Origin of the sequence: Bacillus cereus group sp. BfR-BA-01309 (assembly GCF_022664315.1) — a bacterium.
Taxonomy (GTDB): domain Bacteria; phylum Bacillota; class Bacilli; order Bacillales; family Bacillaceae_G; genus Bacillus_A; species Bacillus_A mobilis.
On record NZ_JAKUHE010000002.1, the window covers coordinates 477198 to 500539 of the forward strand.

A 23342-nucleotide genomic window follows, 5' to 3' on the forward strand; every position below is an offset into this window, starting at 1 on the left:
CGAATCTTTCACATAAACGTAATTTTAACACCGAAAGAAAGTGCTTTGCAACAAAGTTTCCTCACTTACAGTATGCAAAGTAAAAAACTTAAGAACCTCACACTTTTCTTCTCATTCATGAAAAAAGCCAAAGCCAAGGCACGCTTGACTTTGACTTTTTGTCATCTTACTTATTTATATTACTTATCTTCTTTTACTTCTTCAAACTCAGCGTCTACTACATTGTCTTTCTTCGCGCCAGCATCTTGTGCTCCTTGTGCACCTTCTGCTTGCCCTGCAGCTGCTTGAGCTTGCTCGTATAATTTAACACTTAATTGTTGTACGATTTCTTGTAAAGCATCTTTTTTCGCACGGATGTCCTCAAGCTCGTTCTTCTCGATCGCAGCTTGTAGTGCTTCTTTCGCTTCTGTTGCTTTTGCAACTTCAGCTGCATCCACTTTACCTTCTAAATCTTTTACAACTTTATCCGTTTGGAATACAAGTTGGTCCGCTTCGTTACGAAGTTCAACTTCTTCCTTACGTTTTTGGTCAGCGTCAGCATTTGCTTCTGCTTCTTGTACCATACGATCTACTTCTTCATCAGAAAGACCTGAAGAAGATTGGATTGTAATAGCTTGCTCTTTACTTGTTCCTAAGTCTTTTGCACGTACGTTAACAATACCGTTCGCATCAATATCGAATGTTACTTCGATTTGTGGAATACCACGTGGTGCTGGCGGAAGGTCTGTTAATTGGAAACGACCTAATGTTTTGTTGTCAGCTGACATTGGACGCTCACCTTGTAATACGTGAATGTCTACTGCCGGTTGGTTATCAGCAGCTGTTGAGAATACTTGTGACTTACTTGTTGGAATTGTAGTGTTACGCTCGATTAATTTCGTGAACACACCACCCATAGTTTCAATACCTAAAGAAAGTGGAGTTACGTCTAATAATAGTACGCCTTCTACATCACCAGTAAGTACGCCACCTTGAACTGCAGCACCTAATGCTACAACTTCATCAGGGTTTACACCTTTATATGGTTCTTTACCAGTTTCACGTTTAATAGCTTCTTGTACAGCTGGGATACGAGTAGATCCACCAACAAGGATAACTTTATCTAATTCACTTGGAGCAAAACCAGCGTCTTTTAATGCACGACGAGTTGGCTCTAACGTTCTTTCAACAAGACCTGCTGAAAGTTCTTCGAATTTCGCTCTTGTTAACGTTAATTCTAAGTGTAATGGACCAGCAGCTCCAGCACTAATGAATGGTAATGAAATTTGTGTTTGTGTTACGCCAGAAAGATCTTTTTTCGCCTTTTCAGCTGCATCTTTCAAACGTTGAAGCGCCATTTTATCTTGGCTTAAATCAATGTTATTTTCTTTTTTGAACTCAGCTACTAAGTGGTCAATAACAACTTGGTCAAAGTCATCTCCACCAAGACGGTTGTCACCAGCAGTTGAAATAACTTCGAATGTTCCGTCTGCTAACTCAAGGATAGATACGTCAAATGTACCGCCACCTAAGTCATATACTAAGATTTTTTGCTCTTCATCTTGTTTTTCTAAACCGTAAGCAAGTGCTGCCGCTGTTGGTTCGTTAATGATACGCTCAACTTCTAAACCAGCGATACGACCAGCATCTTTTGTTGCTTGACGTTCTGCATCGTTGAAGTATGCAGGTACTGTAATTACAGCTTTCGTAACTGTTTCACCTAAGTATGCTTCAGCAGAAGCTTTTAGGTTTTGTAAAATGATTGCAGAAATTTCTTGAGGTGTATAATCTTTACCTTCAACTTCTACTTTGTAGTCTGTACCCATATGACGTTTAACAGACATGATTGTATTTGGGTTTGTAATTGCTTGACGCTTTGCAACTTCCCCAACTTGACGCTCTTCATTTTTGAAAGCTACAACAGATGGTGTTGTACGGTTTCCTTCTGGATTTGGGATAACCTTTGGTTCTCCACCTTCCATAACAGCTACACAAGAGTTTGTTGTACCTAAGTCAATACCGATAATTTTACTCATGGCGAATCCTCCTACTTTTATGTAAATTATTGATTTACTTTTACCATTGATGGGCGAATCACACGGTCTTTTAGTTTATAACCTTTTTGGAATTCTTCAACTACCGCGTTTGATTCAAATTCACTATCTTCCACTTGCATAATAGCTTGGTGTTCATTAGGATCGAACTGTTTACCAACAGATTCAACCACTTCAACGCCTTCTTTAGTCAACGCTTCTAACAATTGACGATGCACCATTTCCATACCTTGTAACAAGGATTTCGTTTGCTCATCAGTTGCTTCCACTTGCATCGCTCTTTCAAAATTATCAAGAGCTGGCAAAATGTCTGAAACTAGACTTTGTGCTCTATATTTTTCAGCAGCCTGTTTATCCATTTGGACACGACGCTTATAATTTTCAAAATCAGCTTGTAGACGTAATGTGCGACCTTCCGTTTCCGTTAGTTTCGCTTGTAACTCATCTACTTTTTCTTGTAAAAGAGCAGCCTCACTTTTTTCTTCTACAGTTTTTTCACTGTTTTCTGTCGTGACAGCTTCTTCAACTTGCACTTCTTTTACTTCTTCTACCACTTGTTCGTTACGCTCTTCCACAATATTCACCTCCTTAAAAGGTATTAGGTATTATGCTGAACACAATTACCTAAGCATTATATATTACACACAGCAATGAAAATTTCATTACTTGAGCGAATGTATTACTCTCATTTACTTTTTAAGTCCATCAGTAAATTGTCTCGTAAATAACTGTAACAAACTAATTACCCGAGAGTATTGCATTCTTGTCGGACCTAAAATAGCAATTGTTCCAAGTTGCTCTTCTCCAATCGAATATGTTGCAGAAATTAAACTACAATCTTCCATAGCTGTCGCAGAGTTTTCCCTACCTATTTTCACTTGAATACCTACTTGTTTATGACGCAAGATGTCATAAAACTCGGCTTCATTATCAATCATAGTCAGTAAGGATCTTACTTTGTGAATGTCATGGAACTCTGGTTGCGAAAGCATATTTGCTTTGCCTCCAAAGTATATCTTTTCCGATAAAGGAACTTGAAATGTACCATCTAACATTTTTATTGCACTATCGTAATTATGAACATACCCACGTAAAACAGTAACAATCTCTTTAAAGATTTTGTTATGCAATTCTGCCATTGGTACGCCCGACAGCTTTTCATTTAAAATATTAACCATTTTTTCTAAATCTGATAAATCAACAGATTCCGGAACGGTAATCGTTTTGCTTTGTACATGCCCTGTATCCGTTACAATAATAGCGACTGCAGTTTGACGATCAAGCGGTACAATTTGTACGTTTTTAAGTTTATTTGTGCTTAACTTCGGTCCAAGAACAATGGCCGTATAATTCGTAAGCTCTGATAAAATTTGAGCCGATTGCTGTGCAATCTTTTCTGCTTCAAAAATTCTTTCAGCAAATAAGTCTTTAATTTGTACAATTTCATCGTTCGGTAAGTTTTGCGGCGCTAAAAGATGGTCTACATAAAAACGATATCCTTTTTCAGAAGGAACACGCCCTGAAGAACTATGCGTTTTTTCAATAAATCCTAGTTCTTCTAAATCAGCCATTTCATTTCGAATAGTAGCTGAACTAAACGTAATTTCATCTTTCTTAGCCAACGTCCTCGACCCAACAGGTTGCGCTGATCCAATAAAGTCATCAATAATTGTTTGTAAAATTAAGAGCTGACGTTCCGTAAGCATCTCATCATCACCTCTGTTAGCACTCTTTGTCTTCGAGTGCTAAATCTATTAATAACTTACCAAAATTGACATTCAATTGTCAACGGAAACGTCACGAAATAATGAAACTTTTTCACGTCAATGGAACATTTAATTAGTCAATCAAAAATGATTGGAATACTTCATTCCCTAATAATTTTCCTTTTCGCGTTAAACGAACATATCCATCGCTCTCTTCAAGCAACCCTTGTTCTTCGTTGCTTTGTAACTGCTTCGCGAAAACTTGATCCATTCCCATATTAAATTTCTTTTGAAATCCTATTTTAGATACACCTTTTGTTTTTCGAAGTCCTAAGAACAACTCTTCTTCCATTCTTTCTTTCTCCGTCACCGCATGAACATCTAAATATGGAAATCCAGTTTCATCGATTTTATTGAAGTATTGCTTGAGCGGTCCTACATTTTGGATACGTTCTCCGTTTACATAACTATGTGCCCCAGCTCCAAATCCATAATACTCTTCATTATTCCAGTATGTGAGATTATGTCTACTTTCATTATCACCTTTTGAGAAATTGCTAATTTCATACTGGATATAGCCGTGTTTCTCCATTTCATCCATTACCATTTCGTACATTTTTGCTTCATGGTCTTCACCTGGAAGTCTTAATTTCCCTTTATTCATTAAGTTATAAAACACAGTTTTCGGTTCCACAATTAATGAATAGGCCGAGAAATGTTGTACACCGAGCGTAAAAGCAATATCTAGCGTTTCTTTCACGTCTTCTATCGTCTGCCCTGGCAGAGCATAAATAATATCCACATTTATATTTTTGAAGCCCACTTCCTGTGCTTCTCTAATCGCTACAAATGCATCTTCCCTCGTATGCTTGCGCCCAATTTTCTCAAGCAATTCATCTCGAAATGTTTGCACACCAAAACTAATGCGGTTCACTCCACCTTCTAGCAATACATGTAACTTCTCTTTCGGTAAATCACCTGGATTCGCTTCAAATGTTAATTCACAATTCGGAGCAAATGGACGTAAGCGACGGTTTATAATATCGAGTAACTTTTTTGTCTGCTCCATATTTAACGCTGTCGGAGTTCCTCCACCAACAAAAATCGTTTTCATACTATCAAATGGTACCTTTTGGACTGTATTTATTATTTCTTTCTCTAAATACTCTAAATATTGATCGACCGGTTGGCGTTCAATAAATACTTTATTAAAATCACAATAGTGACAAATATGCTGACAAAACGGAATATGAATATATGCAGCTTGCACCAAATATAACTCCTACCTTTCTAAAAAGAAAACCTCCGCGCTCGGGAGGCTTCTTTACTTCTCTAACGTATTACGAATTTGCTCCATTCGCATTTTTCCCCAATCATACATCATTTCAACGATTGGTAAAAGCGACATGCCTAATTCCGTCATATAATACTCCACTCGCGGAGGAATTTCTGGGTATACAGTTCTATCAACAATCCCATCTTCCATTAACTCTTTTAATTGGTTCGACAAAACTTTATGAGAAATGCTTGGGAATAATCGTTGTAATTCACTAAAACGATGAGGCCCTTCCACACCAAGATGCCACAGTATCACAACTTTCCACTTCCCGCTAATAATAGAAAGCGTCAATTCCTTTTCACAATTAAAATTGCCATTTTGTATTTTCTCGTGAATATCTTTTCGAATATTTTCGGACATTAACAAACTCCTAACTCTATATGAACTAAAAAGCTCTCTCACCATTGTAAATGAGAGAAGCTACGTTGTCTAAAAAGTAATGATATAAAAAAGAAGCCGTATAGACGACTTCTTTTTTTATATCAATTCGCATGAAATAACAATCAATTATTAGTTGTCATCCATTTTCAGTACAGCCATGAATGCTTCTTGCGGTACTTCTACAGAACCAACAGACTTCATACGTTTTTTACCTTCTTTTTGCTTATCAAGAAGTTTACGCTTACGAGAAATGTCACCACCGTAACATTTTGCAAGTACGTTTTTACGCATCGCCTTAATTGTAGAACGTGCTACAACTTTGTTTCCGATAGTCGCCTGAATTGGCACTTCGAACTGTTGTCTCGGAATTAATTCTTTTAATTTCTCTACGATTACTTTACCACGGTCATACGCTGAATCACGGTGTACGATAAATGATAAAGCATCCACTTGTTCATTATTTAAAAGAATATCCATTTTCACAAGTTTAGATGGTTTATAACCAATTAACTCGTAATCAAATGATGCATACCCTTTTGTATTTGATTTCAATTGATCGAAGAAATCATATACGATTTCTGATAATGGGATTTCATATGTTAATGTAACACGTGTTTCATCTAAATATTGCATATCAATAAACGTTCCACGTTTACCTTGGCAAATTTCCATTACAGCTCCAACATAGTCATTCGGAACCATAATTGAAGCCTTCACAAACGGCTCTTCTACGCGATCGATAGACTGTGGATCTGGCATATTAGATGGATTATCAACAATTACATCTTCACCGTTTGTTAAATACACTTTATAAATAACACTTGGCGCTGTTGTAATTAAGTCAATTTTAAATTCACGTTCAATACGTTCTTGAATGATTTCCATGTGAAGAAGTCCTAAGAACCCACAACGGAAACCAAATCCTAGTGCTTGAGATGTTTCTGGTTCAAACTCAAGTGCAGAATCGTTTAACTCTAATTTTTCTAACGCATCACGTAAGTCGTTGTAACGTGCAGAATCAATTGGATATAAACCACAGAATACCATTGGGTTTAATTTACGATAACCTGCTAACGGCTCTGCAGCTTGACGCTTAGCATGTGTAATCGTATCACCAACACGTGTGTCACCAACATTTTTAATCGACGCCGCTAAGAAACCTACATCACCTACAGTTAACTCATCACGCTGCGTAGTCTTCGGTGTAAATACACCTACTTCTGTTACTTCAAATTCTTTACCAGTTGCCATCATACGTACTTTATCGCCAACTTTTACCGTTCCGTTAACAACACGAATATAAGCAATTACACCACGGTACGGATCATATAAAGAGTCAAAGATCATACATTGTAACGGCTCTTCTGAATCACCTGTTGGTGCTGGTACTTTTTCAACGATTTGTTCTAAAATATCTTCAATACCAATACCAGCTTTCGCTGAAGCAAGTACAGCTTCTGATGCATCTAAACCAATTACATCTTCTACCTCTTGACGTACACGTTCTGGGTCTGCACTTGGTAAGTCGATTTTATTAATAACCGGTAAAATTTCTAAATTGTTATCAAGCGCTAAGTATACGTTCGCTAACGTTTGCGCCTCAATACCTTGCGCTGCATCCACTACAAGAATTGCACCTTCACAAGCCGCTAAACTACGAGATACTTCGTACGTAAAGTCGACGTGTCCTGGTGTATCAATTAAGTGAAGAATATATTCTTCACCGTCTTTTGCTTTATACGTTAACTGTACTGCGTTTAATTTAATTGTAATACCACGCTCACGCTCTAAATCCATAGAGTCAAGCAATTGAGCTTTCATTTCACGTTGTGTTAACGCGTTTGTTTTCTCTAAAATACGGTCTGCTAACGTTGATTTTCCGTGGTCAATATGAGCAATGATAGAGAAATTACGAATTTTGGACTGTCTTTTTGCTCTTTCTTCTTTGTTCATCTATGTTCTCAACTCCTAATAGTCTCGCCAATATACACTAGCACTGATTATATCAATAGAGCAGCAAAGATTCAATGAAAACTCGTGCTGCTTACAATACAAATCATTCTATCTATATCTTATGCGAACAAACCATAAGAGACAAACCTTTTTCAAATTTAAAAACGGCTGTCGTACAAAATGGTAAGACAACCGTTCTTCTTACTACCCTTAACTAAAAATCTCTTTCACTTTCCCAACAACTATATCCGTTCCAAACTTTGTTACTTCATAAGTAGCACTTGCTATTGCCATACCAATTCCTTCTACAACATTAAAACTCTTTAAGCTTTCTAATTGTTTTTGTTTTTCAGTAACGGAAAACGAACTTCCCAAAATTTCTGATTCTGCACCCGCACCCTCTGTTCCTGTCATATGAGCGATTTGTTCATACGACATTTGCTGATAACCTTTCATACTTTTCAAACCATGATTAGCAAGTGCCACCCCTGCTATTATCATGAGTAAACATATGGCCGCACTACATATACATAAAAGCGAAAAGCGGCTTAAATGACTATCGTCTCTTCCCATCAATGTGTATATGCTCCTGTATTATCTTGGTCAATTTGATGGTGCAAGGCTGCATTTAAACCACTCGCTATTACATTTGCCATATCCTCTATGAAAGCATCCACTTCTTTCGGAGTCACCATTAAATTATGGCCAAGAGGAGATAACACTTCATAAATTAATTTTCTCTTCTCTTCATCTTCCAGTGTACCTACAGCACCTAAAAACATATTCCGACTCTTTTCATCCGGCATATCTTCTTCTGTTAATTTTTTCTTTTCGCCAAATGTAAAGCCAGCTGGCAACAAAGATCGGGAAGGTTTGTTTCCTTCCTTCATCTCCCTACCAAAATGTTTCAAAATAAAATCAATTGTATCGCTTGTAATCGAAACGGCATCAACCACAGTCGGAACACCAATCGCGATAACAGGAATACCCAATGTTTCTTTACTTAGTTCCTTACGTTTATTCCCAACACCTGATCCAGGATGAATTCCTGTATCAGAAATTTGTATCGTGCTATTTACTCGTTCAATAGAACGAGCAGCTAATGCATCAATTGCAATGACAAAGTCTGGCTTTGTCTTCTCAATGATTCCATAAATAACATCGCTCGTTTCAATCCCTGTAATTCCCATTACCCCCGGCCGAATTGCACTAACAGGTCTAAACCCTTCTTCTACACTTTCAGGCTGCAATTGAAACAAGTGTCTCGTTACCAATACATTTTCTACAACTATCGGTCCAAGCGCATCTGGCGTTACATTCCAATTCCCCAGACCAACAATTAAACAACTCGCTTCTTTCGTAACACCAACATCTTCTAAGAAATAAGAAAATTCTTTTGCAAAAATGCGCTCTACTTTTTGTTGCAGCTCTGTATCTTGTTGACGTATACCTTGTACTTCAAGTGTTAAATAATTCCCAGGTTTTTTACCCATTGATTCAGAGGCAACTTCATCAATCGTTACTTTCGTAATGGTAATACCTTCTTCTCCCCTCTCTTTTACAATAACTCCTTGTATCCCATTTTGCTCTTCTTGGCGCTCTTGCAACATTTGATGTGCCTCTACAGCAAGGTCAGTTCTAACGCTATATTTACTTAAATCTAATGGTTCTTTCATCGTATCTCCTCCGTAATTCATAGTAAATATCGTTAGATTTCCCAAAGTTATATAAGGTCATTCTTTCCTTTACGTGAAATTTCATTGATATACTATTGCAATTCTCTTCACCGTTTGATAGAATATCACTTGTTCTATGTTAAGAATCGAGTCATTCGATTGCACCAGGGAGGTGAAAAGTATGGCAAACATCAAATCTGCTATCAAACGCGCTAAACTTAGCGAAGAGCGTCGTTCACATAACGCTTCTATCAAGTCTGACATGCGTTCTGCTGTTAAAACTGTAGAAGCTTTAGTTACTAATAACGATCTTGAAAATGCTAAAGAAGCTTTCAAAACTGCTTCTAAAAAACTTGACAAAGCAGCTCGTAAAGGTCTTATCCACCAAAACGCTGCAGCTCGTCAAAAATCTCGCTTAGCGAAACAAGTAAACGCGTAAGGCGTTTAAAAAACGATCCATTTGGATCGTTTTTTTATATACAAAAAAGTTCACGCGCTAAGCACGTGAGCTTTTTTGTTTCATTACATATGATTTAACCGCATTAAGAAAAACTCAAGCACAAGTTTCTTATCCATTTTTCCAGTTTTCATACTATAATCAGCTTCCGCTAATTCTATAATCACTTTTTTTAATTCTTCAAAAGAGAAAAACTTCGTTTGATTCATCGCTAATTTTACACGATATGGATGCACACCAATATGAGACGCAATTTGATTTTGTCCATAACCACGCTGCTGTAACTCTTTCACTTGATGCAGCAAGCGGAATTGACTTACTAATAATGCAAGCAGTTTAATAGGTTCCTCTTGCTGCGTAAATAATCCATCCAATATTTGCATCGCACCCGCGATATCTTTTTTCACCACTTTTTCTGTCAAAGCAAACACATTTTGCTCAACTGATTTTGGCACAAGTTCTGCAACAAGTTTCGGGCTAATCTCTCCGCCCATACCGACGTATAACGTTAACTTGTCCATTTCCTTCGCCAACATCGTTACATTACTTCCCACAAGCTCTAACAACAAACTAACAGCTGCATTGTCAATATGCACGTGCACTTCATCTGCACGAGCCACAATCCACTTCTGAACATCCTGCACTTGCATCGCATTCGCTTCTACTACGTCCGCTGTTTTCTTTAATAATTTTGTGATTTTTTTTCGTTCATCAAGTTTTTCATAAGGCGCAACAAAAACAAGAATAGAAAATGGAGACGGCTCCCCAATATATTCTTCCAAAATTTTTATATTTTGCTCTAACTTTTCTTTTTGTGAAGTTAAAAATAGTGGTGATTTTATTAATAGCACTTTACGTTCTCCGAAAAAAGGAAGTGTACGTGCATCCTCAACCACATCTTCTAAATATGCTTCTTCTAAATCGTATGTCACAACATTAAACTCGCGATCTTCCTCTTCAAGCGCTTCTGTTGTAATAAGCTTTATCGTTTCATTTATAAAAAACGCTTCCGTTCCATACACTAAATACAACGGAGCAAACTGCTTTTTTTTAATTTTTTTATGTACATCACTCATACTTTTTCCTACTCCCTAACTTGGCAATATATATTTATACTAATGCCCTAGCTTTCGTTTTACAAGTACAAAGGAACAGGCTGTATAACCCGTCCCTTTATTTATATTAAACGCCACGCAATAAGTCCCGGGTTTCTTATTGGTGTGCGGTAATCACCTTCCCTTTATTATTCACAATAAAAATTCGAGTATAAGTGCCAACTGTTAACATGCTTGGAAACAAAAAACTCACGTTCCTTCATAATCTAAAAGTAGTAAGAACGCTCGATTTCTCTTCACACTGGAAATTGTAGATTTTTTTCTGACAATATTTTATACTAAAGTGGAATGTTGGGGAGGGATTCTAAATGAATGATTTTGAACAAAACGTTCAAAGTAAACGCAATGACGCTATTGATTCAGGGGTAGGATTTATCGTCTCATTTGGTTTTTTCGCAACACTTTTCATCATTGCAACTGTTATTAAATTTATCGGTTCTTAAAGACTGCTGCTTACTGGCAGTCTTCTTTTTTATCTATTATGTGTTTCATCATATGTGATTTTGCTACGAAAGGTTCCGTGTTCCGCTTTAAAAACATAGGAAATAGCGCCTTGCTTATCTGTACGCCATATTTCAATCCCCATCTTCTCAAAACGCTCTATAACTTCCTTATGAGGATGCCCATACCTATTACGCTCACCGACAGAAATAATCGCTACATCAGGCTTTACAGCGCTCAAAAAAGGCGCTATAGATGACGTGTTACTCCCATGATGAGCAACCTTTAAAACATCGGCCCGTAAATCTGGATACGTAGCTACTAAAAACCGCTCTCCTTCTTCTTCTAAATCACCTGTAAACAGCCACGTTAACCCTCCTAATTTCGCCCACATTACAATTGAAGCGTTATTTTCACTTCTTGCTTTTCCTGTTGGAGCTAACACAAAAAATTCCGATTCATTTACACTCCAACTCTCCCCTTCCCCCATTTCACTTATTTTCACTTCCTTTTCTAACGCCTGTTTCTTTAACACTTTTTCTAATACCGCATCTTGTTCTTTTCGGCCTAATACAACTTCTTTTACAGTTATATTTGATAATAACTCTTGCGCAGCACCTATATGATCCGCATCTCCATGCGTTACGATTAATTTATCGATTGTCTTAATCCCTTCCTTTTGTAAATAAGGGATTAAAATATCATTTCCAACAGAAAATTCATGCTTTTTCCGTTGCCATTCCTCCTTATTCACACGAATTGTTCCACCAGTATCAATAAGATAAATCTCTTTGTCATACGGGAGGCGAATTAATATTGCGTCTCCCTGTCCAACATCAAGAAATGTCACACTCCCACTTTCTCGAAAATACGGATACACATAATGACATGTACAAACAAAAAGAAATATACCCGAAGCTATGAACGTAATTTTCTTCGACACTCGCCTTTCCCAAACCATCAATATACTAACAATACTCGCGCAATATAGAACTACAAGAAGTAAGGGCGTTTGCCCGAAAACAAAGCGAATAAACGGTAAATTTTCACAATAAATTAGAAAATCATTAGAAAGATTCAAACCTATTGATAGTACATTCGCAAGTCCTTTTGCAAGAAATGGGACGATCGGTATGCATACCAAAATAATAATACTACATGGCAATACAATGAGAGATAAAAACGGAACGTATATAATATTAAGAAAAATACTATATGGGGAAAAATAACCGAAGTGATATAACAAAATCGGAGTACTAACGAGTTGTGAAATAAGGGAAATATAAATGGAATTTCGGATCACTCCATTACTACTCTCTAGTAAAAGCGGGGCTGATAAAAGTAAAGCAAAACTACCAACGAAAGAAAACTGAAAGCCAATATTAAAAACAAGATACGGATCAAATACAAGCATACATATAGCTGTGGCACTCAAAGCATCTAAGCTAGATAAACGAATAGAACATATGAAAGCAATCAACATGAAAACCCCTGTTATAGAAGCTCTTATAACAGACGGGGATGCTCCTGCTAAAATCGTATATAGAGGAATGCAAAAGATAAGACATACTGTCGCTACCTCTCTCGTCACACCACTTCTTAGCAAAATAAAATATACAATCACCATTAACAATACGATATGCGATCCTGAAATCGCCAACAAATGTACAAGACCAAATTGCTGATATTGCCCTTCAACTTCAAATGTCATTTGTTGTCTATCACCAAATACTAATGCATTCATAAACGCACCTGATTGCGCTGGAAACATTTCTGTAACTCCCGAGATCGCTTGTTGTCTCAAAAGAAGAATCCATTGTACGAGTGACAACGATGTTTTATGGCATTCAGAAATATACGTAGCCTCCAATATGAAATGAATATTTTGCTTATACAAATAATCACGATAATTAAAACCATGAAAATTCCGAGCTATTGGTGGTTCTTTCCTCTCCCCTTCGAATACACATGATACTCCTGCATGTAATTGTCGCAGTTGTTTCTTTTCCGAGGATGATTTAATTTTGTAACTTAACTGCACTATATTTTTATTCTGATCTTCAACTTGAAATGATAGGCGATCCCCGTTAATAAGAGGTGTATTGTGTATCAACCCTCTGGTAGCTTCGTAGGGCTCTCCTAAAGGCTTGTTTTGCCCTTGAACATACGTAGTGTACATAGCGCCGCTAAAACACGCTATCATACAATAAAGGAAGGTTTTACGCGAAGTACGATATAAACAAAAGAAAACATACAGAACGAGACAACAAGTCAGCACTAAAACTGAAGTGGAAAAGGCAATTGCAATCCCTATTATAAATGAGATTGCAACATAGCCCCATTGTCCATGCAACTTATACTCACTCCTTATAGCATCATTTTTGCTTTCGTGAATACATGTTGTAATTCTTCCATCGATAAATTCTCTTTTTCTAAAGATGCAAATAGTTCTTTTAACTCCATATGACGCTTTTGATCCTCTAATGCTGCAATATCATATTCTAGCGGAACGTGTTTTACCTTTACATTCGCTTTTTCAAATAACTCTACTGCATATGGATGATTTTTATAATCCTGCGCATAATAAACTGCCGTAATACCACTTTGAATAATCGCCTTACAACATTGCAAACAAGGGAAATGCGTAACATAAATTTCCGCTTCCTCCGTTTTCACACCAAACTTTGCACATTGTAATAAGGCATTCATTTCTGCGTGAATTGTACGAACGCAATGATTATCAATAACGTAGCACCCGTCATCTATGCAATGCACGCCACCTTTAATTGAACCGTTATATCCACCAGCAATAATTCGTTTATCACGAACGATTGTCGCTCCTACTGCAAGCCTTGTACATGTACTACGTAAAGATAGCAAATGGCTTTGCGTCATAAAATATTGATCCCATGAAATTCGTTCCATATTTTTCACCTACTTTTTTGTCTACTTGTAGTGTAGCGAATGAAGAAAAACTTCGTCAATCTTTTACGGAATAATAATTTGATCTTTTATTTTTTCCAATGACTTCACACCGATCCCGTCAATCTCTAACAAATCTTCTATTTTCTGAAACGGACCATGTTCCTCTCGATATTTCAAAATACTTTCTGCTTTCCGAGAACCAATGCCTGTAATTTTTTCAAGTTGCTCTTTAGAAGCTGCATTTATTTGAACTTTCCCCTCTCCCTTTGAGGCAGCAGCTGCTTCTTGCACTTGTTCGTTTTTATTCGGTACATAAAGGATCATTTGATCTTGTACCATTTGTGCTAAATTTACCTTCATCCTATCTGCCTCGGGCAAAAAACCGCCTGCCTTTTCAATGGCATCCTTGACCCGATCCCCTTCTTTCATTTCATAGACCCCCTCTTTAACAACAGCCCCTTTCATATCAATTACAATTATTTTTTTCTGCTCTTTTGCAGCCGATATTTTTGGTTTACTTTTTTTCTCTATCTCTTTCGCTTGCACATCCGTTGCAATGACCGCTCGCTCTGTGTACTGGTTCGTTTTCCAAAAAAGAAGAAAAAGTACAGTTCCAATAATAGCTACTAATCCCAACCATTTCTTTGGAAAATCCCACATCATTTTTCACCTCTAATCATAAATTTATAACATCATTCATATTGTTTAGGAGAAAGCTGTTACGAAGGAGGGATGAAACATTGAACATAGGAATTATAGGGACAGGAAACATGGGGAGTATACTAATCGATGCATTTTTAGAAACCCGTGTTGTCAAACCTTCGTGCCTTACAATCATTAATCGAACGCCCGCCAAAGCATATCATATAAAGGAAAAATACCCTTCTGTTCATATAGCCAAAACTATTGATGAGGTAATCGAACGATCATATCTTATTTTTATTTGTGTAAAACCGATAGATATATATCCGATCTTACAAAAGTACGCTGAACATTTTTCTGATGAAAAGTGCTTAGTTTCTATCACAAGTCCAATATCTCCATCACAATTAGAGACACTTGTACCTTGCCACGTTGCCCGTATCATTCCGAGTATTACAAACCGTGCCCTGTCTGGCGCATCACTATTTACATTCGGAAGTAAATGCTCTGAAGAGTGGCAACAGAAACTATTTCGCCTATTCAAAAACATTTCTACTCCCCTTGTAATAAAAGAAGATATAACGCGCGTTTCATCTGATATAGCGAGCTGCGGCCCTGCATTCTTTAGTTATTTATTACAATCTTTCATTAACGCTGCTGTAGATAAAACAAATATTACACATGAAGAAGCCACTACTTTAGTAAGTGAAATGGTCGTTGGAATGGGGAAACTACTTGAAAAAGGGATTTTCACACTGCCTACTTTACAAGAAAAAGTATGTGTTAAAGGCGGCGTTACAGGAGAAGGCATTCGTGTTTTAGAAGAACATGTTGGAGATATGTTTCATAAATTAATTGAGCGGACACATGAGAAATTTGATGAAGATTTAAAATGCGTTGATCAGCAATTCAATAAACACACATAATAAATACGTCATCGTCATTCCAAATCCTTTTTATAAATACTTACTTTTTCACATTACATTTTTACTTAAACTAGCATTTTCACACTTCACGTATATCATCTTCTTATTATGCTAGAACGAAAAGTACATCTTCTTTACAAAACAAAAGCAACCTCCTCGGTTGCTTTTGTTTTACCCGTTTTTCTTCGCCATGAAGAAAATACGCTCTGTTTGTTCTGTAACTTCAAGTCGCTCGAAGTCACCGGTCACGCGAAGCACTGTAAAACCAGCTTCTTCAAGCCATTTCGTTAACTCTTCAACCGGATATGCACGTTGCACGTGACATTCGTCAAAACGATGGTACACATCTTCTTCTGGGTCTTGAACAAAGAATGTTAAGTCATGTTCTACACTATTTGATTCTTCACCAGGGAAGCAATTCCAAATAAGAGATATTTCTTCTCCATTCACTGTGTATGTTTCATTTTGAAATACATGATGTATTTTATATAAAGAATGCACATCAAATAAAAACAAACCATCTTGACGTAAATGGTGAAACACTCTTCGAAATGTTTCTTGTACTCCATCTTCTTGCAATACATAATTTAATGAATCACAAAAGATCGTTACACAGTCGAACTCACCCGGAACATCCAGCTCTCGCATGTCTTGTTGGTAAAAAGGAATAAAATGTCCTTCTCCGCCTAGTTTTTGCTGAGCGACCGTTAACATTTCTTCTGAAAGATCGACACCGATTAAATCGTAACCCTTTTGTACAAGCGGAAGTGTTACATTACCAGTACCGCATGCTACATCAAGAATCTTCGCCTCTTTCATATCCGCTTGCTGTAAACTTTCCTCTGTGAATTCCACCCATTTATCATAAGGAACATCATTCATTAGTTCGTCGTACAACAATGCAAATTGTTCGTATTTCATTGGTCTAGCTCGTCTGTAATATCTTCACGCGGCACATCGCCCCAAAGACGCTCTAAATTATAGTGATTACGCTCATCTTTATGGAATACATGAGCAACTACATCTCCAAGATCAACTAATACCCAACGTGCTTCGTCAAAACCTTCCATACGTTGTACGTCGATTTGGAACTCATGTGCTTTTGATTTAATTTCACGCGCAATTGCTTGCACTTGCTTATCTGAGTTACCGTGACAAATAATAAAATAATCTGCAATTGGTGAAATACCTTGCATATTTAGGACAACCATATCTTCTGCTCTCTTATCATCAGCTGCTTTTGCTGCTAATACTAATAAATCTTTATCGTTCATTTACTAATTTCCTCCTTGATAACTGCGTTGTATGTTTGGAATGTTAATGGATAAATCGTTTGATTTTTTTCCATTAAAAATTGAATTGTTCGCTTTAACGCAAATAATAAAGCTTGATTTATATCCATATATGCGAGTTTACGAGCTTCCTCCACACCTGGAAACTTTCGCCCAGGCTCAATGTAATCAGCTACATAAATTACTTTATCTAACATCGTCATGTTCTCATGACCACTTGTATGATATGTAATAGCTTGCAGGATTTCGGGATCCGTAATGCCTACTTCTTTTTCTACTAAGTATGCCCCAACAGGTGCATGCCATAACTCTTTGTTATAACAAAGTAAATCTTTCGACAAATCTTCACTTTTAATAATCTCTTCCATCTCAGAAATCGCTCTACACTTCGCATAATCATGGAATATAGCTGCAACTTCAGCCTTTTTTTCATCCACACCGTATAACTTAGCAAGTTCAATTGCTGTCTCCATTACACCAATTGTGTGTATATAACGTTTTTCATGCATTTGTTGTTTGACAATATGAAGTGCTTTCTCACGATTCATACAACCCATTCCTCTCGATATACACCTGTACTTTTTCAGGAAGTAAATATTTACATGTTCTCTTCTCTTTATATCTCTCACGCAATAAAGATGAAGAAACTGCAAACTCCGGAATTTCCACAGTGGTGATAGGATAAGGTGTACGCAATGTATAACCAGGTCGCGCAACCCCTACAAACGTTACAAGATCAAATAACGCTTCAATGTTATACCACTTCGGTAAATACTCAACCATATCTCCACCAATAATAAAGTGAAACTGCACATCCGGATACTTCTTCGTCAATTGTAACATAGTGTCATACGTATAAGATGGGCCCTTCCTGCTTAGCTCTTCTAAACAAATAGAAAAATGTTCTTCCGCCTCAGTCGCAAGCTCTAACATTTGCAAACGATTTTCTACACTTGTAATATTCCGCCCTTGTTTATGCGGTGGAATTTGGTTCGGTAAGAACCATACTTCTTCTAAATTCAAAGCATGATATACTTCATTCGCAATTAGCAAATGCCCATAATGTGGCGGATCAAATGTACCGCCAATGATGCCAATTTTTCTCAAAAGAAACGCCCCTTCCTTTTACGTACAGCAACTCTCTTCATTCCTATCCGAAGAGAGTTCACTGTTAATAAAAGTTCAATTGGTTTCGCTCTCTACATCATTACGCACTAACGATAAAAATAGCTTGTGCTAGTCTTTTTATCGTGGAAGTTTAATTTGTTTATTTTCTCTAGATTCTTTGTATAAAACGATTGTACTTCCAATTACTTGAACGATTTCAGCACGTGCGCCTTGTGCAAGTTCTTCTGCAACTTCACGACGATCGAATTCACAGTTTTGTAGCACACTTACTTTAAATAATTCACGAACTTCTAAAGTATCTGCGATTTGTTTAATCATATTTTCATTTACTCCGCCTTTTCCTACTTGAAAAATTGGTGTTAAATGATGTGCTTGTGCACGTAAAAATCTTTTTTGTTTTCCTGTTAACATATATGTTAGCCTCCAAGCTTTCTTATAACTAATTGTTTCATTCTATCGATATTCGGTACACGCCCTGTCCACATTTCAAATGCAAGTGCCCCTTGATAAACAAACATATCAATACCATTTTGAACCACTGCACCTTGCTCTTTTGCCTCACATAAAATTTTCGTTTCAAATGGATTATAAATGATATCTGATACAATCGTCCCTTTTTTTAACGAAGAAATTTGTAATGGCGTATGTTCGACGCGTGGATGCATACCTATCGTTGTCGTCTGAATGATAATATCATAATTTCCTTGTTCTTCTGTTGCTTTTTCTAACGATAAAGCAACAGAATGAACAGTAGCCGTACACGCAGCAATAAGTTCTTTCGCCTTATCTACTGTACGATTAGCTACATCAATCTCTTTCACACCTACATCAGCAAGCGAAAAATAAATAGCTCGACTAGCACCACCTGCACCAAGCAATAAAATACGTTTCTCTTGAAGTGGTTCACTACTAATTGACTGCAATGCTCGGACAAAACCAATTCCATCTGTATTGTAGCCAATCAATTTTCCATCCTTATGAACTACTGTATTTACTGCACCAATTTGTTTTGCTAGCGGGTCAATCTCATCCAAATAATCCATAATAGCAACTTTGTGCGGAGTTGTTACATTAAATCCTGAAATACCTAATGCTTTTAAACCTCTTACTGCTTCCCCTAGCACTTCCTCTTTAACAAGAAATGCATGATAATGGGCATCCATATTCAAGTGTTCAAATGCATCGTTATGCATAACGGGTGATAATGAATGTCCAATTGGATTTCCGATTACACCATATAATTGTTTCATAAATCCCTCTCCATATTAAATTAAAGATTTACGCAATGAAACACTTACTCCTTTTGGTACGTGTGCAACAATTTTTGCTCCCGGTTCGTTCACAGTAACCCATCCTAATCCAGAGAATACAACATCCGTTTTTGGTTCACGAATATTAAATTCGTATTTCACTAACTCTGGCATATTTTCTAATTCTTCTGGTGTTGGCGGGCTTAGTAAATCCCCAGCATGATTTTTATACAATTCATCTGCTTTCTCAAGCTTTGTACGATGGATTGTTAAACGATTCGAGAAGTGACAAGTAAATGCACGACGACCACCACTTACATAATCAAAACGTGCCAATCCACTGAAGAATAATGTTTGTTCTTCATTTAATTGGAACACCATTGGCTTAATTTCTTTTGTTGGTGTAATAAGCTTTAAGCTTTCTTTTCCAACATAATGAGCCATTTGATGGTGGTTAATAATACCCGGCGTATCATATAAAGAAGATTCTTCGTCTAACGGAATATCAATTAAATCAAGTGTTGTTCCTGGGAAATGAGATGTTGTAATTACATTTTCAGTCTCATCACTAAATTCTTTAATCATGCGATTAATAAATGTTGATTTTCCTACATTCGTACATCCAACAACGTAAACATCTTTTCCGCCGCGGTAATACTCAATAGCATCTGCCAGCTCAGCAATCCCTTGTCCCTTTGCTGCACTAATTAAAAAGACATCTTCTGGCTTTAATCCTAGCTGCTTTGCACTATAGCGCATCCAATGCTTTACTTTATCATGTTTTACTGACTTAGGTATTAAATCAGCTTTATTTCCAACAAGTAATACTTTATTATTTCCGACGAAACGATGTAAGCCAGGTAACCAGCTACCATTAAAATCAAAAATATCTACAATCTTAACTACTAATGCATCTGATTTTCCAATTCCGTTTAGAATACGTAGGAAGTCATCATCTGTTAATGATACATCTTGAATTTCATTGTAATGCTTCAAGCGAAAACAGCGTTGACAAATTACTTGTTCTTTCTCTAAAGATGAGGCAGGAGCATATCCTACTTCATTTTTATCTTCTGTTTGAATTTCTACACCGCAACCAATACATTTAATTGTTTCAGTCAAACTTTATTCCTCCCAGTTAATTAAACCTTTTTTCTTCATATTTCTCATAATTCTTCGTTCAATTTTTCGATTAAAGCGCGTTACTAATCCGTCCGTTTGTGCTACCGGTACAACTAAAATCGTATGAAGTCCCACTCGGTTTCCACCTAAAACATCCGTTAGTAACTGATCTCCAATTACTACAACTTCATCTGGTTGCAGTTGCATCTCTTGTATCGCACGCTTAAATGCACGAACAAATGGTTTTCGCGCACTATGAATAAATGGAATACCTAATGGATCAGCAAAGTCTTTCACACGTTGCTCATTATTATTTGAAACGACCGTTACTTGAATGCCTTGCTCTTTCATTTTCAAAAACCATTCTTCAAGTTGCGGCGTTGCATTTGGACGATCCCATTCAATTAACGTGTTATCTAAATCAGTAATAACACCTTTAATTCCACGTTTTTTCAAATCTTCTGGTTGAACATGATATACATTTTTCACGTATTCATTTGGTAAAAATAGCTTCAATTTCTTTCACCTCTTTGAGGAGTTTTCATAAAAATTTTTCGACAACATATTTCGATATATGACCTGTGGATAAAATTGTACACATTTTCCACATTAATTTTTCAGTCGATTTGGAATTTACTAACAATCTATACACATTTTATCCACCTAGGTATGTGGATAACCACTCGTTTGTGACTGTCATATTTTTTTGGTACATTAAATGCAACAACGAATCAACCCTTAAATTATTAGGAGGTGACTCACCTTGAAAACAAAATATATGGAACAGTTATCTACTGAGTTACTCACTGAGTCTTATTATAAAGCAAAAGAACTAAAATTAAATCCCGACTTCATTTTACTTATAAAACAAGAAATGATTAGACGCTCATTAGAGGACAAGCTTGTCAAATCGTCTTGATTACATATAAAGTGAAATTTTAACTAGCTAACTTGTAAAAAGAGCCATCCTGCGATGGCTCTCGAATAAACAAGTACTCCCATCTAGGGAATTTCATCATTAAGCATCTTTGTCCATAACTCTTACTTACAGTTATAAAATGTTTTCTTTACTTATGAGCCAATCGAGTAGCAATTTTTTCACCAAGACGAAGTTCTTGTCCACTCTTCAAATTCTGCACTACTTCTATCATATCTTTTTCAAACAATAACACAACTGTTGAACCAAATGTAAAGTATGCCATTTCTTCACCTTTTTGAACAGTGTCTCTTTCATGCAGCAGCTCAATACTATTAACAAACATAGCTCCTACTTTTACAAGTGCCATATGTTCATCGTCACTATTTACTTCTGTAACAGAGCGATAATTTTTTGACAATGGCTCTTTCCCGTATTCCATACCAGCTTCATTTACCGGATATGATTTTCTACCGAGTACAAATCTTTCAGTCACGGATCCAGAAAGCGGACTATGAATACGATGATAATGACTTGGGCTTAAATAAATAACCATGTATGTACCACCTGCATATCGCTGTGCACGTTCTTCATTACCTAGCATATCCACGATTGAATAACGCTTTCCTTTAATATCAAATGTTTTTGTGTCCTCAATAGGACCGTGATCAGCAAAAACACCATCAACAGGACTAACGATACTCGATGCATCCGTATCAATACTACGCTTTCCTTCTTTTAGCTTACGCGTAAATAGTTCATGCAATGTTCTATATTCCTTCAAACCCTTTTCCATCTCATCTTGATTAATTTGAAAAACTTTCGCATACGATGGAATAATGATAGAGCTCAAACGAGATTGTGCAAATTTACGTAATATATAAGAAGTAAAACGACCATTTGTAAGTTCGATCATAAGTCGATATAATGTACGTCGCAAATTGCGAAACCTCCTAATCAGTCTATAACTTTAGCTTCCCCTTCTTTTCCTTCTATATCATATGTAAAATTGGTTCTTATTCCCACATATCATATAGAACTGCCATATTATACATGCGGAAAACTAAGTATGGTATTATTCTTAAATTGTTTAGCACCCTCTAATATTACAGATAGAATCCGTCATTTTCAACAGTGAACATAGATTTCTTCTGAACACAACTCTTTTTCTTTCCTAATTTCCAAACAGAAAAGCAGCCCATTTTAAAATAAAGCTGCTTTTAATGTACATTATTCTTTCGCTTTTTTCTCTTTCTCAGCTCTTACAAATTCGTGGAACATTTTCATTAAAGCGCGCTTTTCAATTCTTGATACGTAGCTTCTGGAAATACCAAGTGCCTTTGCAATCTCTCGTTGCGTTTTCTCCTTATCAAGCCCCAGTCCAAAACGCTTCACGATTACTTCTTTCTCTCGTTCGTCTAAAATATCGATATACTCTTTAATCTTTTCTAACTCCATACTAAGCTGGATCATATCAATTACATCTTCAGACTCTGATTTTAATATATCAATAAGCGATATTTCATTCCCCTCTTTATCTTGCCCGATTGGATCATGAAGTGAAACGTCTTTTTTCGTTTTTTTCAGTACACGTAAATGCATCAAAATTTCATTTTCAATACAGCGTGCTGCATAGGTCGCAAGTTTTGTGCCTTTTCCTGCCGAATAGCTCTCGATTGCTTTAATGAGCCCAATTGTACCAATTGAAATTAAATCTTCTGCATCTTCCCCTGTGTTTTCAAATTTTTTAACGATATGAGCTACAAGCCGTAAATTATGTTCAATTAACAGATTTCTCGCTTGAGCATCACCTTGCTCCATTAACTCTAAGTACTTTCTCTCATCGTCTGACGATAACGGCTGCGGGAACGCATTATTCTTCACATAAGAAACAAAGACAAACACTTCTCGAACCATATATCCAATTGCGGCGAATAGACTCAAACCTTTCACCTCCGCCAAAATAGTGGTCTTTACTATGTGTATGTGGGCGTGAGGTTGTTTGTGTCTGTACGATATAAATATGGAATCCTTAGCTTT

The 23342-nt window shown here is 36.7% G+C and carries 26 protein-coding genes; 4 read left to right on the forward strand and 22 right to left on the reverse strand.

Annotation, left to right across the window (positions count from 1 at the left end; all coding sequences use genetic code 11):
* Window positions 1-179: 179 nt before the first annotated feature.
* The 8 genes from dnaK to gpr form a co-directional block, all read right to left on the reverse strand.
* Window positions 180-2015: a chaperone protein DnaK gene (gene dnaK, locus MR115_RS06135; protein ID WP_063260788.1), complete on the reverse strand. Its 1836-nt coding sequence runs from the start codon at window positions 2013-2015 to the stop codon at window positions 180-182.
* 26 nt (window positions 2016-2041) lie between these two features.
* Window positions 2042-2608, reverse strand: a complete 567-nt coding sequence (gene grpE / locus MR115_RS06140; RefSeq protein ID WP_242240469.1) for a nucleotide exchange factor GrpE — start codon at window positions 2606-2608, stop codon at window positions 2042-2044.
* Between the two features lie 114 nt (window positions 2609-2722).
* On the reverse strand, window positions 2723-3739 hold the full coding sequence (gene hrcA, locus MR115_RS06145; RefSeq protein WP_000954946.1) for a heat-inducible transcriptional repressor HrcA: 1017 nt from the start codon (window positions 3737-3739) through the stop codon (window positions 2723-2725).
* 133 nt (window positions 3740-3872) lie between these two features.
* Complete coding sequence (gene hemW, locus MR115_RS06150) at window positions 3873-5012, reverse strand: radical SAM family heme chaperone HemW (RefSeq protein WP_242240471.1); 1140 nt, start codon at window positions 5010-5012, stop codon at window positions 3873-3875.
* A 51-nt stretch (window positions 5013-5063) separates the two neighbouring features.
* Window positions 5064-5438 (reverse strand): winged helix-turn-helix transcriptional regulator, encoded by a 375-nt coding sequence (locus MR115_RS06155; RefSeq protein WP_001293536.1) that lies wholly within the window; start codon window positions 5436-5438, stop codon window positions 5064-5066.
* A gap of 150 nt (window positions 5439-5588) precedes the next feature.
* A complete protein-coding gene (gene lepA, locus MR115_RS06160) occupies window positions 5589-7412 on the reverse strand; it encodes an elongation factor 4 (protein WP_001030962.1) in 1824 nt (607 codons plus the stop codon).
* Between the two features lie 210 nt (window positions 7413-7622).
* Complete coding sequence (locus MR115_RS06165; RefSeq protein WP_242240476.1) at window positions 7623-7988, reverse strand: YqxA family protein; 366 nt, start codon at window positions 7986-7988, stop codon at window positions 7623-7625.
* Entirely contained in the window at window positions 7985-9088 is a 1104-nt protein-coding gene (gpr, locus tag MR115_RS06170; protein WP_242240478.1) for a GPR endopeptidase, read from the reverse strand. The genes MR115_RS06165 and gpr overlap by 4 nt, the downstream gene beginning before the upstream one ends.
* 181 nt (window positions 9089-9269) lie before the next feature.
* Here gpr and rpsT point away from each other — a divergent pair, with 181 nt between their 5' ends.
* Complete coding sequence (rpsT, locus tag MR115_RS06175; protein ID WP_001274014.1) at window positions 9270-9527, forward strand: 30S ribosomal protein S20; 258 nt, start codon at window positions 9270-9272, stop codon at window positions 9525-9527.
* Window positions 9528-9610: 83 nt separating this feature from the next.
* Here the strand turns inward: rpsT and holA are convergent, their stop codons facing one another.
* Window positions 9611-10621, reverse strand: a complete 1011-nt coding sequence (gene holA, locus MR115_RS06180; RefSeq protein WP_061677286.1) for a DNA polymerase III subunit delta — start codon at window positions 10619-10621, stop codon at window positions 9611-9613.
* Window positions 10622-10968: 347 nt separating this feature from the next.
* Here holA and MR115_RS06185 point away from each other — a divergent pair, with 347 nt between their 5' ends.
* A complete protein-coding gene (locus tag MR115_RS06185; RefSeq protein ID WP_000997609.1) occupies window positions 10969-11103 on the forward strand; it encodes a YqzM family protein in 135 nt (44 codons plus the stop codon).
* Between the two features lie 29 nt (window positions 11104-11132).
* On the opposite strand, the gene MR115_RS06190 is transcribed toward MR115_RS06185, so the two are convergent.
* From MR115_RS06190 to MR115_RS06200, 3 genes are all read right to left on the reverse strand, one after another.
* Window positions 11133-13454, reverse strand: coding sequence for a DNA internalization-related competence protein ComEC/Rec2 (locus MR115_RS06190; RefSeq protein WP_242240480.1), 2322 nt, complete (start codon window positions 13452-13454; stop codon window positions 11133-11135).
* 14 nt (window positions 13455-13468) lie between these two features.
* The gene (locus MR115_RS06195; protein WP_000439781.1) at window positions 13469-14026 is read right to left on the reverse strand and encodes a ComE operon protein 2; all 558 of its coding nucleotides are present in this window, start codon (window positions 14024-14026) and stop codon (window positions 13469-13471) included.
* A 63-nt stretch (window positions 14027-14089) separates the two neighbouring features.
* A complete protein-coding gene (locus MR115_RS06200) occupies window positions 14090-14689 on the reverse strand; it encodes a helix-hairpin-helix domain-containing protein (RefSeq protein WP_242240483.1) in 600 nt (199 codons plus the stop codon).
* Between the two features lie 77 nt (window positions 14690-14766).
* Here MR115_RS06200 and comER point away from each other — a divergent pair, with 77 nt between their 5' ends.
* Entirely contained in the window at window positions 14767-15594 is an 828-nt protein-coding gene (comER, locus tag MR115_RS06205) for a late competence protein ComER (protein ID WP_242240485.1), read from the forward strand.
* 171 nt (window positions 15595-15765) lie between these two features.
* Here the strand turns inward: comER and MR115_RS06210 are convergent, their stop codons facing one another.
* The 8 genes from MR115_RS06210 to MR115_RS06245 form a co-directional block, all read right to left on the reverse strand.
* Window positions 15766-16515, reverse strand: a complete 750-nt coding sequence (locus MR115_RS06210; protein WP_000873065.1) for a class I SAM-dependent DNA methyltransferase — start codon at window positions 16513-16515, stop codon at window positions 15766-15768.
* The gene (gene rsfS, locus MR115_RS06215) at window positions 16512-16868 is read right to left on the reverse strand and encodes a ribosome silencing factor (RefSeq protein ID WP_061677276.1); all 357 of its coding nucleotides are present in this window, start codon (window positions 16866-16868) and stop codon (window positions 16512-16514) included. Before rsfS ends, MR115_RS06210 begins: the two co-directional genes overlap by 4 nt.
* A complete protein-coding gene (gene yqeK / locus MR115_RS06220) occupies window positions 16865-17434 on the reverse strand; it encodes a bis(5'-nucleosyl)-tetraphosphatase (symmetrical) YqeK (protein WP_242240487.1) in 570 nt (189 codons plus the stop codon). Before yqeK ends, rsfS begins: the two co-directional genes overlap by 4 nt.
* On the reverse strand, window positions 17424-17993 hold the full coding sequence (gene nadD / locus MR115_RS06225) for a nicotinate-nucleotide adenylyltransferase (protein WP_061677274.1): 570 nt from the start codon (window positions 17991-17993) through the stop codon (window positions 17424-17426). The genes yqeK and nadD overlap by 11 nt, the downstream gene beginning before the upstream one ends.
* A gap of 138 nt (window positions 17994-18131) precedes the next feature.
* Window positions 18132-18425 carry a ribosome assembly RNA-binding protein YhbY gene (gene yhbY, locus MR115_RS06230; RefSeq protein ID WP_000955226.1) on the reverse strand — a complete coding sequence of 98 codons (294 nt, stop codon included), beginning with the start codon at window positions 18423-18425 and terminating at the stop codon, window positions 18132-18134.
* A 5-nt stretch (window positions 18426-18430) separates the two neighbouring features.
* Window positions 18431-19264 carry a shikimate dehydrogenase gene (gene aroE / locus MR115_RS06235; RefSeq protein WP_061677273.1) on the reverse strand — a complete coding sequence of 278 codons (834 nt, stop codon included), beginning with the start codon at window positions 19262-19264 and terminating at the stop codon, window positions 18431-18433.
* 15 nt (window positions 19265-19279) lie between these two features.
* Complete coding sequence (gene yqeH, locus MR115_RS06240) at window positions 19280-20386, reverse strand: ribosome biogenesis GTPase YqeH (RefSeq protein WP_000140794.1); 1107 nt, start codon at window positions 20384-20386, stop codon at window positions 19280-19282.
* 3 nt (window positions 20387-20389) lie between these two features.
* On the reverse strand, window positions 20390-20902 hold the full coding sequence (locus MR115_RS06245) for a YqeG family HAD IIIA-type phosphatase (protein ID WP_000765309.1): 513 nt from the start codon (window positions 20900-20902) through the stop codon (window positions 20390-20392).
* A gap of 247 nt (window positions 20903-21149) precedes the next feature.
* Between MR115_RS06245 and sda the strand changes: the two genes are divergently transcribed.
* Entirely contained in the window at window positions 21150-21305 is a 156-nt protein-coding gene (gene sda / locus MR115_RS06250) for a sporulation histidine kinase inhibitor Sda (protein WP_000853283.1), read from the forward strand.
* Between the two features lie 148 nt (window positions 21306-21453).
* On the opposite strand, the gene MR115_RS06255 is transcribed toward sda, so the two are convergent.
* A complete protein-coding gene (locus MR115_RS06255; protein ID WP_242240488.1) occupies window positions 21454-22242 on the reverse strand; it encodes a phosphatidylserine decarboxylase in 789 nt (262 codons plus the stop codon).
* Window positions 22243-22532: 290 nt separating this feature from the next.
* Window positions 22533-23246, reverse strand: a complete 714-nt coding sequence (gene sigK / locus MR115_RS06260) for an RNA polymerase sporulation sigma factor SigK (RefSeq protein WP_000051382.1) — start codon at window positions 23244-23246, stop codon at window positions 22533-22535.
* Between the last annotated feature and the right edge of the window lie 96 nt (window positions 23247-23342).

Excerpts from the sequence above, each read along its gene's own strand:
- dnaK (WP_063260788.1), bottom strand. The coding sequence starts at position 2,015 with ATGAGTAAAATTATCGGTATTGACTTAGGTACAACAAACTCTTGTGTA.
- hrcA (WP_000954946.1), bottom strand. The coding sequence starts at position 3,739 with ATGCTTACGGAACGTCAGCTCTTAATTTTACAAACAATTATTGATGAC.
- MR115_RS06155 (WP_001293536.1), bottom strand. The coding sequence starts at position 5,438 with ATGTCCGAAAATATTCGAAAAGATATTCACGAGAAAATACAAAATGGC.
- lepA (WP_001030962.1), bottom strand. The coding sequence starts at position 7,412 with ATGAACAAAGAAGAAAGAGCAAAAAGACAGTCCAAAATTCGTAATTTC.
- gpr (WP_242240478.1), bottom strand. The coding sequence starts at position 9,088 with ATGAAAGAACCATTAGATTTAAGTAAATATAGCGTTAGAACTGACCTT.
- rpsT (WP_001274014.1), top strand. The coding sequence starts at position 9,270 with ATGGCAAACATCAAATCTGCTATCAAACGCGCTAAACTTAGCGAAGAG.
- holA (WP_061677286.1), bottom strand. The coding sequence starts at position 10,621 with ATGAGTGATGTACATAAAAAAATTAAAAAAAAGCAGTTTGCTCCGTTG.
- MR115_RS06185 (WP_000997609.1), top strand. The coding sequence starts at position 10,969 with ATGAATGATTTTGAACAAAACGTTCAAAGTAAACGCAATGACGCTATT.
- MR115_RS06195 (WP_000439781.1), bottom strand. The coding sequence starts at position 14,026 with ATGGAACGAATTTCATGGGATCAATATTTTATGACGCAAAGCCATTTG.
- MR115_RS06200 (WP_242240483.1), bottom strand. The coding sequence starts at position 14,689 with ATGATGTGGGATTTTCCAAAGAAATGGTTGGGATTAGTAGCTATTATT.
- MR115_RS06210 (WP_000873065.1), bottom strand. The coding sequence starts at position 16,515 with ATGAAATACGAACAATTTGCATTGTTGTACGACGAACTAATGAATGAT.
- rsfS (WP_061677276.1), bottom strand. The coding sequence starts at position 16,868 with ATGAACGATAAAGATTTATTAGTATTAGCAGCAAAAGCAGCTGATGAT.
- yqeK (WP_242240487.1), bottom strand. The coding sequence starts at position 17,434 with ATGAATCGTGAGAAAGCACTTCATATTGTCAAACAACAAATGCATGAA.
- yhbY (WP_000955226.1), bottom strand. The coding sequence starts at position 18,425 with ATGTTAACAGGAAAACAAAAAAGATTTTTACGTGCACAAGCACATCAT.
- aroE (WP_061677273.1), bottom strand. The coding sequence starts at position 19,264 with ATGAAACAATTATATGGTGTAATCGGAAATCCAATTGGACATTCATTA.